This is a genomic window from Perspicuibacillus lycopersici (genome assembly GCF_025660475.1).
Classification (GTDB): Bacteria; Bacillota; Bacilli; order Bacillales; family Caldibacillaceae; genus Perspicuibacillus; species Perspicuibacillus lycopersici.
In genome coordinates this window covers 622857-637726 of record NZ_JAOUSF010000003.1, presented here as the reverse complement: position 1 = coordinate 637726, position 14870 = coordinate 622857, and the positions used below count along the sequence as shown (strand labels likewise).

The 14870-nt window shown below is 36.3% G+C and carries 12 protein-coding genes; 11 read left to right on the top strand and 1 reads right to left on the bottom strand.

Translation table 11 applies throughout. The features are described from left to right. Positions 1-28: 28 nt before the first annotated feature. Positions 29-235, bottom strand: a complete 207-nt coding sequence (gene sspI, locus OEV98_RS11330) for a small acid-soluble spore protein SspI (protein ID WP_263073390.1) — start codon at positions 233-235, stop codon at positions 29-31. 153 nt (positions 236-388) lie between these two features. Here sspI and OEV98_RS11325 point away from each other — a divergent pair, with 153 nt between their 5' ends. The 11 genes from OEV98_RS11325 (at position 389) to OEV98_RS11275 (ending at position 14835) form a co-directional block, all read left to right on the top strand. Continuing rightward, entirely contained in the window at positions 389-1144 is a 756-nt protein-coding gene (locus tag OEV98_RS11325) for a TrmH family RNA methyltransferase (RefSeq protein WP_263073389.1), read from the top strand. 554 nt (positions 1145-1698) lie between these two features. Next, complete coding sequence (gene pheS / locus OEV98_RS11320) at positions 1699-2751, top strand: phenylalanine--tRNA ligase subunit alpha (protein ID WP_263073388.1); 1053 nt, start codon at positions 1699-1701, stop codon at positions 2749-2751. Positions 2752-2841: 90 nt separating this feature from the next. Beyond that, positions 2842-5256, top strand: coding sequence for a phenylalanine--tRNA ligase subunit beta (gene pheT / locus OEV98_RS11315; RefSeq protein ID WP_263073387.1), 2415 nt, complete (start codon positions 2842-2844; stop codon positions 5254-5256). A gap of 188 nt (positions 5257-5444) precedes the next feature. Beyond that, a complete protein-coding gene (gene zapA / locus OEV98_RS11310; RefSeq protein ID WP_263073385.1) occupies positions 5445-5708 on the top strand; it encodes a cell division protein ZapA in 264 nt (87 codons plus the stop codon). A gap of 1 nt (position 5709) precedes the next feature. Beyond that, complete coding sequence (locus tag OEV98_RS11305; protein ID WP_263073384.1) at positions 5710-6240, top strand: CvpA family protein; 531 nt, start codon at positions 5710-5712, stop codon at positions 6238-6240. Positions 6241-6488: 248 nt separating this feature from the next. Continuing rightward, positions 6489-8216, top strand: a complete 1728-nt coding sequence (gene polX / locus OEV98_RS11300; RefSeq protein WP_263073383.1) for a DNA polymerase/3'-5' exonuclease PolX — start codon at positions 6489-6491, stop codon at positions 8214-8216. Between the two features lie 137 nt (positions 8217-8353). Then, positions 8354-10705, top strand: a complete 2352-nt coding sequence (locus tag OEV98_RS11295) for an endonuclease MutS2 (protein WP_263073382.1) — start codon at positions 8354-8356, stop codon at positions 10703-10705. Positions 10706-10775: 70 nt separating this feature from the next. Continuing rightward, positions 10776-11189: a DUF350 domain-containing protein gene (locus OEV98_RS11290; RefSeq protein WP_263073381.1), complete on the top strand. Its 414-nt coding sequence runs from the start codon at positions 10776-10778 to the stop codon at positions 11187-11189. A 336-nt stretch (positions 11190-11525) separates the two neighbouring features. Then, positions 11526-13223 (top strand): AMP-binding protein, encoded by a 1698-nt coding sequence (locus OEV98_RS11285; RefSeq protein ID WP_263073380.1) that lies wholly within the window; start codon positions 11526-11528, stop codon positions 13221-13223. Between the two features lie 188 nt (positions 13224-13411). Next, positions 13412-13999 (top strand): TetR/AcrR family transcriptional regulator, encoded by a 588-nt coding sequence (locus tag OEV98_RS11280; protein ID WP_263073379.1) that lies wholly within the window; start codon positions 13412-13414, stop codon positions 13997-13999. Between the two features lie 62 nt (positions 14000-14061). After that, on the top strand, positions 14062-14835 hold the full coding sequence (locus OEV98_RS11275; RefSeq protein WP_263073378.1) for an enoyl-CoA hydratase: 774 nt from the start codon (positions 14062-14064) through the stop codon (positions 14833-14835). Positions 14836-14870: the final 35 nt, after the last annotated feature.

Here is a 14870-nt window from a genome sequence, read left to right as displayed (position 1 = left end):
ATGGAATAGCCCCAAGAAAACAATGGAATTACTTTAAGCCTTCTTCTAACGTTTCTAACATCATTTTTTGCTCTTCTTGTGATGCGTTATTCCATATAACTTCAAATAATACGCCAAGACCTGGAAGCATTTTTTCTTCCCCAACTTGGATGGCGTCGACAATTGTGTCTTTCAATTGATCCTGTGTATTACCTGAGACATTTTGAATAATCGCATTTCTTAAATTGAAATTCATTGCAAATCATCCTCCAAATTTTTATATCAGTGATATTGTGTTACTTTTCAATGTGTAATATGTATAAATAATTAGGTATACTGTAAAATGTGAGAAATAAGGGAGTAAAAATAAATTCCCTTTTGTAAAATTTTTGAATATAGGAGAATCCAAGTGAAATACATTCAATCAAGTAAAAACGAGAAAGTGAAACAGTGGAAAAAATTAACAACAAAAAAAGAACGAGATAAATCGGGCTTATTTCTCGTCGAAGGAGAGCATTTAGTAGAAGAAGCATTACAGGCAGGACTCATCCAAGAGGTAATTGTTACAGAAAGCTATCAGCCAAAGCTTGCAAAGGTAAAATTCTCTGGTCATGACGTATTTGTGATTGCAAACGATATTAGTAAACTAATCTCTGAGACCGAAACACCGCAGGGGATTTTTGCTGTTTGTAAACAATTCAACCATTCGAAAGTGGCTGGTAGTAAATATTTACTTATCGATGCGGTACAGGACCCAGGTAATTTAGGTACGATGATTCGGACAGCCGATGCTGTTGGAGCCGATGCAGTAATCGTCGGTGAAGGTAGTGTAGACGTTTATAATGCGAAAGTATTACGCTCTGCACAAGGAAGTAATTTTCATTTACCAATTATACGGGGCAATCTTCACGAATGGATAGATAAATTACAGCAACAATCGATCCCAGTTTACGGAACAGCATTACAAAATGGAGAACCGATGTATGAAGTGCAGTCCGGAGCAAGCTTTGCAATTATTGTAGGAAACGAAGGACAAGGAGTCGATCCGTCCTTATTAGCGAAAACAACCAAAAATTTATATATTCCGATTTACGGAAAAAGTGAATCATTAAATGTAGCTGTCGCAACTGGTGTGCTACTTTATTATTTACGAGGAAATAAATAAAAATTATATTTTATCAGGAAAAATGGGGCAAATTTTTATATAGATGGGTATTAGCCATTGAAATTACTGGAAAACACCGATATAATAACAATAATATTAAGTTAAATAAGGAAAGCGATGATTGAGGCAAGTAATTTGGCAAATATATTTGCTCGGAAAGTATGTCGAAGCGAACGCCATCATGCTACTTGCAGGGAGAAAATGCCTAGATTGAAAGCATTTCAGTAGCACCCAAATGAAAATTCACCTCATGAGCTCTCTTCGGGACCACTTCCATTAACCGAATACTGCGTACTTTGTACGTATTTTTGGTGAAAGAAGTGTAAAGACTGAGCGGAAATTCCGTTATCAAATGAAGTGGATACACTTATCCAAATCCTCGTACTAGAGGAATAGTGGATTAATGTATCAATAAGGGTGGTACCGCGATTCAATCCTCGTCCCTTTTTGGACGAGGATTTTTTGTGTTCATTTTTTGAAATAACCAAATGGATATGCATTCCGTTGTGTTACAAACATCATTCATTTTTACGTATAAAAGGAGGTAATTAAACGTGCAAGATCGTTTAAATCAATTGCAAGAAGAGGCATTATTACAAATTGAAGCAGCAAGCAGCTTGAAAGAATTACAGGATGTCCGTGTTGCTTATTTAGGGAAAAAAGGACCAATAACAGAAGTATTACGTGGTATGGGGAAGCTTTCTGAAGAAGAACGTCCATTAGTTGGCGCATTAGCAAATGAAGTACGCGGAAAAATTGCAGAACGTTTGCAGGAAAAACAAGTATTACTTGAAGCAGAAGCGGTTCAGAAGAAATTAGCAGAGGAATCCATTGATGTAACATTGCCAGGAAGACCAGTACCACAAGGGAATGATCATCCATTAACACGAATTGTACAAGAAATTGAGGACCTATTTATTGGCCTTGGCTATACAGTGGAGGAAGGTCCGGAAGTTGAAACCGATTATTACAACTTTGAGGCATTGAATTTGCCTAAGGATCACCCAGCACGTGATATGCAGGACTCCTTCTATATTACAGAAGAAACATTAATGCGAACGCAAACTTCTCCAGTTCAAGCAAGAACAATGGAAAAACATAAAGGAAAAGGACCAATTAAAATTATTTGTCCAGGAAAAGTATATCGCCGGGATAATGATGATGCGACACACTCCCATCAGTTCATGCAAATTGAAGGTTTAGTTGTTGATGAAAATATTCGCATGAGTGATTTAAAAGGAACACTAGAAGTATTTGCGAAAAAAATCTTTGGTGCCGACCGAAAAATCCGGTTACGTCCAAGCTTTTTCCCTTTTACAGAGCCTTCTGTTGAAATGGATGTTTCCTGCAAAATTTGTGGAGGAGATGGCTGTAGTGTATGTAAAGGAACTGGTTGGATTGAAATTTTAGGTGCTGGTATGGTTCATCCGAATGTACTGCGCATGAGTGGTTTTGATCCAGAGAAATATAGTGGATTTGCATTCGGAATGGGTCCAGAGCGTATTGCAATGTTGAAGTATGGGGTAGATGATATTCGTCATTTCTATACAAACGATGTTCGTTTCTTGAAACAATTTTCACCTGTCGATTCTTCAACCGAGAAGTAATGGCACCAACAGTGAATACTTGTTTAGAAAATAGATTGGTTAATGGCCAAGGCCGTGATTATTGAAAAGGAAAGATATGGAGGTTAAATCATGCTTGTTTCATATAAATGGTTACAATCATTCGTTGATTTAGGAAATATTACTCCTGAAGAATTAGCGGAAAAAATTACAAAATCAGGAATTGAAGTAGAAGGAATAGAACAAAAGAGCACAACAATGAAAAACATAGTAGTTGGTCATGTGTTGGAAAAAGAAACACATCCAAATGCAGATAAATTAAATAAATGCTTAGTAGATCTCGGAGAAGGGGAACCAGTTCAAATCATATGCGGAGCTCCAAATGTCGCTGCTGGACAAAAGGTAGTGGTTGCAAAACCAGGTGCAAGACTTCCAGGCAATATAAAAATAAAAAAATCAAAAATTCGTGGGGAAGAATCAAACGGAATGATTTGTTCCTTACAAGAGCTTGGTTTCGAAGGGAAAGTTGTACCAAAGGACTATGCAGAAGGAATTTATGTATTACCAAGTGATGCTATAGCTGGTAGTGATGCATTAGAATTGTTAAATTTAAATGATGCGATTCTTGAGCTTGGCCTGACACCAAACCGTGCAGATTGTATGAGTATGTACGGAGTAGCATATGAAACAGCTGCGATACTAGGTAAATCCGTTCAGATTCCGAAATCAAATTATACATCTTCGAATGAAAAAACAAGTGATTATATTTCAGTAACAGTAGAAGCAACAGCTGATAATCCTTTGTACACTGCAAAAGTGATAAAAAATGTTAAAATTGGTCCATCGCCACTATGGTTACAAACAAGATTAATGAATGCAGGGATTCGCCCACATAACAATGTAGTAGATATCACCAATTTCATTTTATTGGAGTATGGGCAACCATTACACGCATTTGACTATGATCGTTTCGGTTCAAAAGAAATTGTCGTTCGTCGTGCAAAAGTAGGAGAAAAGCTAACTACTTTAGATGATGTCGAGCGGGAATTGTCCAGTGATCATCTTGTTATTACAAATGGAAGTGAGCCAGTAGCATTAGCAGGTGTAATGGGTGGCGCAAATTCGGAAGTACAAAATGATACGACAACGATTCTTTTAGAATCTGCCTACTTTACAGGTGCAGTCGTTCGTAAAGCATCAAAGGACCATGGCCTACGTAGTGAAGCAAGTAGTCGTTATGAAAAAGGTATTGATCCAAAACGCATTCATCTAGCAGCAGAGCGCGCAGCAGCATTAATTGCCGAGCTTGCAGGCGGTGAAGTGCTAGATGGTTTAGTAGAATTCGATCAATTAGTAACTGAACCAATTTCGATTGCAATTGAATTGAGTAAAGTAAATCAATTTCTAGGAACGGAATTATCGTTGGATGATGTAGCAAGCATATTGCAACGCCTCCAATTCCCTTATCAATTGGATGGAGAAAAAATCTCAGTTTCAATTCCTACACGGAGATGGGATTTACAAATTGCTGAAGATATGTATGAGGAAATTGCCCGAATATATGGATATGATAATTTACCAACTACATTACCGAAAGGTGAACAAACAGCAGGTGGCTTAACTGCATATCAGAAGAAACGTCGGATTGTAAGAGAAGTATTGGAAGGTGCTGGTGTTAACCAAGCGATTACCTATTCGTTAACTAGTAAAGAAAAAGTTAGCCAGTTCGCGTTAACGAAGGCAGAGCCTGTAGAGCTTGCAATGCCAATGAGCGAGGAGCATGGTGTTTTACGACTAAGCTTAATACCACATCTTTTAGATGCAGTTTCCTATAACCGCGCAAGAAAAAATGAAAATGTATCCTTATTTGAAATTGGATCTGTCTTCCTTTCAAATGGAGCAGGTGTATTACCAAAGGAAAGCGAGCATTTAGCAGGGGCACTTACTGGCTTATATATAAACCATCCATGGCAAGCACAAAAGGTTGTAGTTGATTTCTATACAGTTAAAGGAATATTAGAACAGCTATTTAAGAAATTACAGCTAGATACAATGATTCGCTATGAGAAAGCCGAATATGAAGGAATGCATCCTGGCCAAACAGCAAATATTCTATTGAACGATCAAGTAGTTGGATATGTTGGAAAAATCCATCCATCCGTTGAAAAACAATATGATGTGAAAAACGTTTATGTGTTTGAACTAATGTTAGATGAGCTTCTTCATACAAATGTTCCACCTTTAGCATATACAATGATTCCAAGATTCCCATCGATGACACGTGATATTGCGTTAATCGTTGAGAATGGTACAACAGCAGGAGAATTAGAGGAAATTATTCGAACTGCTGGTGGTAAGTTATTAAAAGAAGCGAAAGTATTTGATGTGTATGAAGGAGATAAAGTAGAGGCGGGTAAAAAATCTGTTGCCTTCACGTTAACTTATTTTGACCCAAGCCGTACCTTGACAGATGAAGAAGTAGGGAAAGCACATGAGAAAATTTTAACTGCCCTAAAGGATAGAGCAAGAGCAGAGTTAAGACAATAATGAATAGCGGTTAAAAAAGGCGTACAACTCGTTTCGGAGTTGCCGCCTTTTTTGTTTATAAGAAACTAGAGAAAGTCCAAACCTGATAAATGATTGACTAAAAGACAATTTTTACAAATTCCCTTCACAATTTAATTTTTTTCATGTTATCATATAAACTAGGATTCTTTTGAATGGAGGCAATAAACTTGTCCGAAAATGAGAAAAATAGAATTACAGTAGAAATTTATGGTCAACCATATATTATTGTAGGACCGGAAAGTTCGGAGCATATCCGTATGGTTGCTGCAATGGTAGATGAAAAAATGCGCGGTATTGGCAAAAGGAATCCTTCTTTAGATACAAGTAAATTAGCTGTTCTTACTGCAGTAAATGCTGTTCATGAATATATAAAAATGAAAGATAAAGTAGAGCAATTGGAAAAAGAAATACAGGATCGGAAGGTTGACTAGCATGCTTACGATTATATTGATTATCCTTTTAATCATCGGTTTTATTGTTGGTTTAAGAAGAGGATTTATTTTACAATTAATTCACTTAACAAGTTATTTTATCGCATTTATTTTAGCTGCATCCTTTTATAAGGAATTGGCACTTCGACTTACCTTGTGGATACCATATCCAACGTTTGGAGACCAGGATACGATTCAAAGCTTATTAAATGTAGTAAATGCAGAGGAGGCTTATTATAATGGGATTGCTTTCTTTGTAATTTTCTTCGCAGTGAAAATTATTCTGCAAATTATTGGATCCATGCTGGATTTTGTTGCAAGCATTCCTATTATTAAACAATTAAATGTTTGGGCAGGAGGAATTTTAGGCTTTCTAGAAATCTACTTAATGATCTTCATTCTATTATACTTAGCTTCCCTACTTCCTATTGAACAAGTCCAAACAACGATTGATCAATCAGCATTGGCAAAGGGTATTATTAAGAATACGCCACTTTTCTCTCAGCAATTACAGGAAATGTGGTTTAATTAAAGATAACTTCTCTTTCTAAGAGAAGTTTTTCTTTTGATATTTTCAGGATATAGCTGCTTCCAATTCTTTGTATGGATGGCGTTTATTTTTTGTTTCTATGATGAAAAATGGTAAAGTAAACATAGTAAAGTTTGTGTTATAAATGATAGAAATGATTGTTATTCCATCTGTAATTGGTGTATGGATGGTATAAAATTTTAAGCTTACATCGAAAAATGAATGGTGGAGCGAAAGAATAGGTGAGGGTTTTGATAGACAATAAAAAAGACATTATTCGTTTATTGGAAACGATTGCTATATATATGGAGCTTAAAGGAGAAAATCCGTTTAAAATACAAGCTTTTCGAAAAGCCGCATTAATAATCGAACATGAAGAACGGACATTACAAGAAATAGAGGATTTTATGACATTACCGGGGATTGGAAAAGGAACCGCTAGTGTGATAGAGGAATTTATCCAAACGGGTAAATCTGAAGCATTGAAGAAACTGCAGGATGAGGTACCGAAAGGATTAATATTATTATTGCAAATTCCTGGCCTTGGTGGAAAAACAATTGCAAAGCTATATAAGGAATTAGGCATTGAAAATGTCGAGGATTTAAAAGCTGCTTGCCTAGAAGGAAGCATTCGCGGTTTAAAAGGATTTGGTGTGAAAAAGGAAGAGAAAATTTTAGCGGCAATTGAAACAATAGGAAATCGCCCAGACCGTTTACCACTTGCGTTTATGCTGCCACTTGCTAATTGGATTGAAGAACAGTTGAGGCAATGTAAAGCGATCGAACAATTTTCCCGTGCTGGAAGTATTCGACGAATGAAGGAAACAATTAAAGATTTAGATTTTATTATTGCAACAAATGATCCGAAGACTGTAAAAGAAGAACTAATGAAAATGCCAAATATTAAAGAAGTAACCAATCAAGGGGATACAAAAGTTTCTTGTATTTATTCCTTCGAGCTCGATGTTTCGGCAGACTTTCGATTAGTAAAGCCAGAGGAATTTGCAACAACATTGCATCATTTTACTGGCTCAAAGGAACATAATGTACGGATGCGACAGCTTGCAAAAGAACGAAAAGAAAAAATTAGTGAATATGGGGTAGAGCAATTAGAGACGGGAAAAATATTGACGTTTCAAACAGAAACAGAATTTTATCAGCATTTTAATCTTCCTTATCTATCCCCTGAGCTGCGTGAAGATGGTAGTGAACTGGATAAACTAAATATAGTAGCGGATTTAATATCATTACAAGATATTCAAGGAGACCTTCACATGCATTCTACCTGGAGTGATGGGGCGCATTCAATAGAGGAAATGATTGAAAGCTGTAGGTCACGTGGATATCAATACATGGCAATTACCGACCATTCACAGTTCCTCAAAGTTGCGAATGGCTTGGATAAAGAAAGATTACGGAAGCAACGGGAAATTATTCATGAGCTGAATGAAAAATACGATGATATTACCATTCTCTCTGGAATTGAAATGGATATTTTACCAGATGGAACATTAGACTTTGAAGAAGATGTGTTAAAAGAAATGGATATTGTAATAGCATCGATTCACTCTGCCTTTGGCCAAACAGAAGCGGCAATCATGAACCGATTAAAAACAGCCCTAACCAATCCATATGTTAATATCATCGCCCATCCAACGGGTAGAGTAATCGGAAAACGTGATGGATATTCAGTGAACATGGATAAACTGATCGAATTAGCTAAAGAAACAAACACGATATTGGAATTAAACGCAAGTCCAAAACGACTAGACTTAGCAGTGGAATATTTAATAAAAGCCCAAGAGGCAGGAGTAAAAATTATAATAAACACCGACTCCCACCATAAAGACTCTTTACGAAACATGGAATTAGGAGTAGCTCATGCAAGAAAAGCATGGCTAAAAAAAGAGACGATAGTAAATGCATGTTCGAAGGAAGAACTATTACAAATATTAAATAAAAAGACTGCCCTTTCATAATACTTATAGAGGGTAGTACATGTAATAACTATATAGTAACGAGTTACGAATACTATTCCAATGAAATAGTATCAGCAATAGATATAAAGAAAACTTTCATGTAAAAAGCATGAGTGATAAAAGAGGAGGATTTCTCCGTGAACGAAAAAGCATTACACACATTAGAATTTAATAAAGTAAAAACACAATTAATAAAACATGCCGCATCTGCCCTCGGAAAAGAACTAGCAGAGCGCCTAATACCATCAACTGATTTTGAAGAAATTGTCCGATTGCAAAAAGAAACAGATGAAGCTGCAAATGTCCTACGCTTAAAAGGACATGTACCACTTGGAGGAATATTTAATATTATTCCAGCAGTCAAACGTGCAGAAATCGGCGGTATGCTCCATATTGGCGAACTTGTAGAGATTGCTAGTACTATTCGTGCAAGTAGACAAATAAAAAAATTCTTTGAACCGTTATTTGAGGAAGCAAAACTAGAAATCTTACAACAATATTATGAAGATATGAATCCTCCGGTATCATTGGAACGTACAATTAGTAATGCGATTAGTGAAAACGGTGAAGTTTTAGATAGTGCAAGTGATAAGCTACGCACCGTTCGGGTACAAATTCGCAGCTACGAAGGTAGAGTACGAGAAAAATTAGAAAGTATTATCCGTTCGTCAAGTGCCCAAAAGATGCTTTCAGATGCCATTATTACAATACGAAACGACCGATTTGTTATTCCTGTAAAACAAGAATATCGTACCCATTTTGGTGGAATGGTTCACGATCAATCCTCCTCCGGGCAAACGTTATTTATTGAACCACAATCGGTTGTATCATTAAACAATGAGCTACACAATGCGCGAATGAAAGAGCAAATAGAAGTTGAACGGATATTAACCGAATTGTCAAATGAAGTAGGGGCTCATAGTGAAGAACTACGAATTCTTGTGGCCATTTTAAGAGAAATAGATTTTATGTTTATGAAAGCAAAGCTTGGCGCAGAAATGAAGGCAACCAAGCCGGAAATAAATAATGAAGGTAAAATCCGTCTTTTTAAAGCACGTCACCCGTTTATTCCACGGGATGAAGTAGTTGCAAATGATATAGAGCTTGGAAAGGACTTTACAACAATTGTCATTACTGGACCAAATACCGGTGGTAAAACTGTTACATTAAAAACAGTGGGCTTGATTACGTTAATGGCACAAGCGGGCTTACAAATTCCAGCGCAAGATGGTTCAGAGGTTGCGGTGTTCCAATCGATTTTTGCAGATATCGGCGATGAACAATCGATTGAACAAAGCTTGAGTACCTTTTCCTCACATATGGTTAATATTGTGGAAATTTTAAAGCATGTCAATCATGAAAGTCTTGTATTGTTTGATGAACTAGGTGCAGGTACAGATCCACAAGAAGGTGCAGCATTAGCAATGGCACTACTGGATGAAGTACATCGATGTGGTGCAAGAGTCATTGCGACTACCCATTATCCAGAACTAAAAGCATATGGCTATAATCGTGAAGGTGTTATTAATGCAAGCGTGGAATTTAATGTAGAGACACTCAGTCCTACCTATCGTTTATTAATCGGTGTTCCGGGAAGAAGTAATGCTTTTGAAATATCGAAACGATTAGGATTATCTACTGAAATTATTGAAAGAGCAAAAACGCATATCCATGCAGAGACAAATAAAATTGATAATATGATTGCTTCATTAGAGGAAAGTACTCGACAAGCGGAAAGAGAAGAGAAAGATGCCCGCGATTTATTGAAATCAGCGGAAAAACTACATGAAGATTTACAAAAAGAAATGATGGATTACTATCAGAAGAAAGATCAGTTGATAGAGAAAGCAAAATTGAAGGCGAAGGCAATTATTCAAGAGGCTGAAAGAGAAGCAGAAGAAGTTATCACAAGCTTGCGGCAAATGCAATTTGAAAAAGCAGCAGAAATAAAAGAGCATGAATTAATTGAAGCTAAGAAAAGGCTACAAGATGCCGTTCCTGTTATTGCCATGGACGGGAAACAAAAGATAAAAAAACAAAAGCAAAGCTTCCAGCCTGGTGATGAAGTGAAGGTTATTAGCTTTGATCAAAAGGGGCATCTGATCGAAAAAGTTGCCAATGATGAATGGCAAGTCCAAATTGGTATTTTAAAAATGAAGGTGCAGGAACATGATTTAGAATTAGTAAAAAGTAAACCTACTGTTGAGGCGAAATCAATTACGACAATAAAAGGGAAAGAGTACCATGTTGGGCTAGAGCTAGACTTACGTGGTGAACGCTTTGAGGATGCACTAATCAAAGTAGAAAAATATATCGATGATGCATTGCTTGCCGGCTATCCAAGGGTGTCGATAATTCACGGAAAAGGAACTGGTGCGCTTCGCTCAGGTGTCCAAAATTATTTGAAAAATCATCGTGCCGTGAAAAATATTCGCTTCGGAAATGCGAATGAGGGCGGAATTGGAGTTACGGTTGTAGAATTTAAATAAGCACCTTTTAAATTCAATTTAGCTATTATGAAAAACATATATGAACATTAAGGATAAATGAGGGATAGTGATGGAAGGTTTTTGGGAACATAGTTTGGTCATTCATGCGGCGAATTTTAGTGTAGCAGTTCTTTGCACACTTCTCTTTATGGCGATATTTGAACTTGTAACAAAATATAATAATTGGGATGAAATCAAAAAAGGAAATATTTCCGTTGCAATGGCAACAGGCGGGAAAATATTTGGTATTGCAAATATTTTCCGTCATTCCATTATGCATAATGACACATTATTAGTGATGATTGGTTGGGGATTTTTTGGTTTCTTCTTGCTAATTACCGCCTATTATATTTTTGAATTTTTCACACCGAAATTTAAAATCGATGATGAGATTGCAAATGATAATCGAGCAGTTGGGCTAATTTCTATGATTATTTCCATCGGTTTATCATATGTAATTGGTGCAGGTATCACATATAAATAATTCATCAAACGACAGAGAAAGATGTTTGGGAGGAGAAAGTTCTGGAAAGACTTGGGAAAATTTTATTCATTTTCTGTGGCTTATTTTTTGTCATTGGTATCATTTATTTATTCTTTTTTGCTTAACGAGTGATTTGTTACTCCTACATGAATTTGTAGGAGTTTTTACTTTGTTTAACGGTTGTAAATGTAGGGTATATCCCCTAATGGAGATGTCATAAAAATTATTTGTTGTACTACTATTCTCTCTTGTAAACGCTACCATTTTTATATATGATTAGTTTTAAGAACAATTAAAAAAGTTCTTATTTATCGGATAATAAAAGGGAGGGAGAATATGACAAATAGGCCATGGTTAAAGCATTATCCAGAAGAAATTCCTCATGAATTGGAATACCAAAATGAACCGCTTCAGTATAGCTTAAAAAGGACTGCGGAAAAATACCCCGATCATTGTGCAATTCATTTTATGGGTAAGGAATTAACGTATAAAGAATTATACGAATCTGTATTATGCTTTGCTAATTATTTACAAAAAATTGGGATTGAAAAAGGTGACAGGGTAGCGATTATGCTTCCGAATACTCCGCAAGCAGTGATTAGTTTTTATGGAATCTTATTTGCCGGTGGTATTGTAGTACAAACGAATCCTATGTATACCGAACGTGAATTGGCCTTTCAAATGCAAGATTCGGGTGCAAAAGTAATTATTGCCTTAGATATTTTATTTCCAAGAATAAAAAAGGTGGAAAAGGAAACGAATGTAAAACATATTATTGTTACTGCAATTAAGGATTTTTTACCATTTCCGAAAAATCTAGTGTATCCATTTATTCAAAAGAAACAGTATGGTTTTTCTGTTAAAGTTGCCCATTTAGGAAATCACCATGTATTATCGGAATGTATTAAGCAAGGAGTACCAGAGGAAACCGTGCAAACGGTGAATTATCATGAGGATATTGCAATATTGCAATATACTGGTGGAACGACGGGATTTCCAAAAGGAGTTATGCTTACTCATGAAAATCTTGCATCCAATGCTAAAATGTGTGAGGCTTGGATGTATAGGTGTAAAGAAGCAGGCGAAGTAGTGTTAGGTGCACTTCCACTATTTCATGTATATGGAATGACTACTGTATTACTATTATCTGTTGCCAGAGGGCAAAAAATGGTATTAATTCCAAAGCCAGAGACAAAAACGATGTTGAAGGCGATATCCGAGCAGCAGGTGACGCTTTTTCCAGGTGCACCAACAATGTATATCGGTTTATTAAATCATCCGGAGCTGACGAAATACGATCTTTCCTCTATCGATAGCTGTATTAGTGGATCTGCACCATTACCTGTAGAAGTTCAAGATCAATTTGAAAAAATAACCGGTGGAAAATTAGTGGAAGGCTATGGATTAACCGAATCGTCACCAGTTACCCATGCAAATTTGCTCTGGGATGGTGAACGGGTAAAAGGTAGTATTGGCCTACCTTGGCCAGATACTTTAGCAGAAATTCGTTCACTTGAGACGGATGAAGCACTCCCGCCAGGGGAAATGGGAGAACTAGTTGTCAAAGGTCCTCAGGTTATGAAAGGGTATTGGAAGCGCCCAGAGGATACAGAGCAAACATTGCGTGACGGGTGGTTATATACTGGAGATATTGGTTATATGGATGAGGAAGGTTATTTTTATATTGTGGATCGGAAGAAGGATGTTATTATCGCTGGAGGATTTAATATTTATCCAAGAGAGATTGAAGAGGTATTATACGAGCATTCTGCAATTAAAGAAACAGTTGTTGTTGGCGTTCCAGATCCATATCGTGGGGAAACGGTGAAAGCATATATCGTATTAAAAGATGGGGCGAATGTGACAGAGGATGAATTAAATACTTTTACGCGAAAGCATTTAGCAGCATTTAAAGTTCCTCGTGTATATGAATTTCGGAAAGAATTGCCGAAAACAACGGTTGGAAAAATTTTAAGACGACAATTAGTAGCAGAAGAAAGACAGAAGCTTGAACGATTAAATAAAATAGATTAAAGGCTATTACCGTTCATGAAGTATTTGCCCGAAACTTTGGGCATGCTTTTTCGTTAAGTTTGGACAACTATATAGACATTTTCATTGACAAAAATATGATAACCCTTTATCATAAAATATGAATGATGATTCATTCATATTTTATTTTTCTCAGCTAGTATTTACGTAAAAGGATAAAGGTGAACATAATGAAAACACAAAAACCAAAATATAAACAAATCATTGATGCAGCAGTTGTAACTTTTGCTGAAAATGGCTATCACCAATCACAAGTTTCTAAAATAGCGAAAAACGCAAAAGTAGCAGATGGAACCATTTATCTTTACTTTAAAAATAAAGAAGATATATTAATTTCCGTTTTCCAGGAAAAAATGGGTCAGTTCGTCGAGAAGCTAGAGGAAGTAATTCAAGGAGAAAACAGTGCATCTGAAAAATTACGATTACTGATTGAAAATCATTTTCGGATATTATCAGAGGATAGTAATTTAGCAATTGTTACACAATTAGAATTGCGTCAAACAAACAAGGAATTACGTGCACAAATTAATGAAATTCTTAAAGGATATTTACAATTAGTAGATCAGATTTTAATTCAAGGAATAGAAACTGGGGAATTCTCAAAGGAATTAGATACAAGATTAGCGCGCCAAATGGTATTTGGTACGATTGATGAAACCGTTACTACTTGGGTTATGAATGAACAAAAATATGATTTAGTCCGACTTGCACCAAAGGTGAAGGATATGCTAATCCACGGGTGCGGGTCTCATCACTAATATATCGTACAAAGGGGTATAAAACTACTAATTTTTCAATATAGTGAAGGGAGATGGGTTGAATGGAATTTTTAAAATGGAGACTAGAGAGCAAAACTGCAATAATAACGATTAATCGTCCACCAGCAAATGCATTGTCTAATTCATTGCTACATGAATTGGATGGATTATTATCCGAGCTAGAAAATAATACGGATGTTCGTGTCATTGTATTGCATGGGGAAGGAAGATTTTTCTCTGCTGGAGCTGATATTAAAGAATTTACTGTTGTCCAATCTGGAGAGCAATTTTCGAAGCTTGCACGTGATGGACAGCAGCTTTTTGAAAAAATGGAACGGTTCCCAAAACCAATTATTGCATCCATCCATGGCGCAGCATTAGGAGGTGCATTAGAGCTTGCGATGAGCTGTCATATTCGATTAGTAAGTGAAACGGCGAAGCTAGGATTGCCAGAGTTACAATTAGGAATAATTCCTGGATTTGCTGGTACGCAAAGACTACCAAAATATGTTGGTACAGCTAAGGCAGCAGAAATGATGTTTACTAGTGAGCCTATTTCTGGATTGGAAGCGGTTCAATGGGGATTAGCGACAAGGGCATTTCCTGAAGAGGTGCTAATGGAACAAACGATGAAACTAGCAAAGAAAATAGAGAAGAAGAGTCCAGTGTCATTAAAAGCGGTTATTAAATTACTAAACTATAGTAAATCAGCCCAATTTTATCAAGGGGTTGAGAATGAAGCAACAATGTTTGGTGAAGTTTTCGATACTAATGATGCGAAAGAAGGAATCCAAGCATTTATCGAAAAAAGAGAGCCTAATTTTACCGGGCAATAATAATAGTATTACATTTAATAATTTCATAGGAGGTA

What these genes read in the sequence shown, in the direction of transcription:
- OEV98_RS11285 (WP_263073380.1), top strand. Translation starts at nt 11,526, where the DNA reads ATGACAAATAGGCCATGGTTAAAGCATTATCCAGAAGAAATTCCTCAT.
- sspI (WP_263073390.1), bottom strand. Translation starts at nt 235, where the DNA reads ATGAATTTCAATTTAAGAAATGCGATTATTCAAAATGTCTCAGGTAAT.
- pheT (WP_263073387.1), top strand. Translation starts at nt 2,842, where the DNA reads ATGCTTGTTTCATATAAATGGTTACAATCATTCGTTGATTTAGGAAAT.
- OEV98_RS11275 (WP_263073378.1), top strand. Translation starts at nt 14,062, where the DNA reads ATGGAATTTTTAAAATGGAGACTAGAGAGCAAAACTGCAATAATAACG.
- OEV98_RS11305 (WP_263073384.1), top strand. Translation starts at nt 5,710, where the DNA reads ATGCTTACGATTATATTGATTATCCTTTTAATCATCGGTTTTATTGTT.
- OEV98_RS11290 (WP_263073381.1), top strand. Translation starts at nt 10,776, where the DNA reads ATGGAAGGTTTTTGGGAACATAGTTTGGTCATTCATGCGGCGAATTTT.
- OEV98_RS11280 (WP_263073379.1), top strand. Translation starts at nt 13,412, where the DNA reads ATGAAAACACAAAAACCAAAATATAAACAAATCATTGATGCAGCAGTT.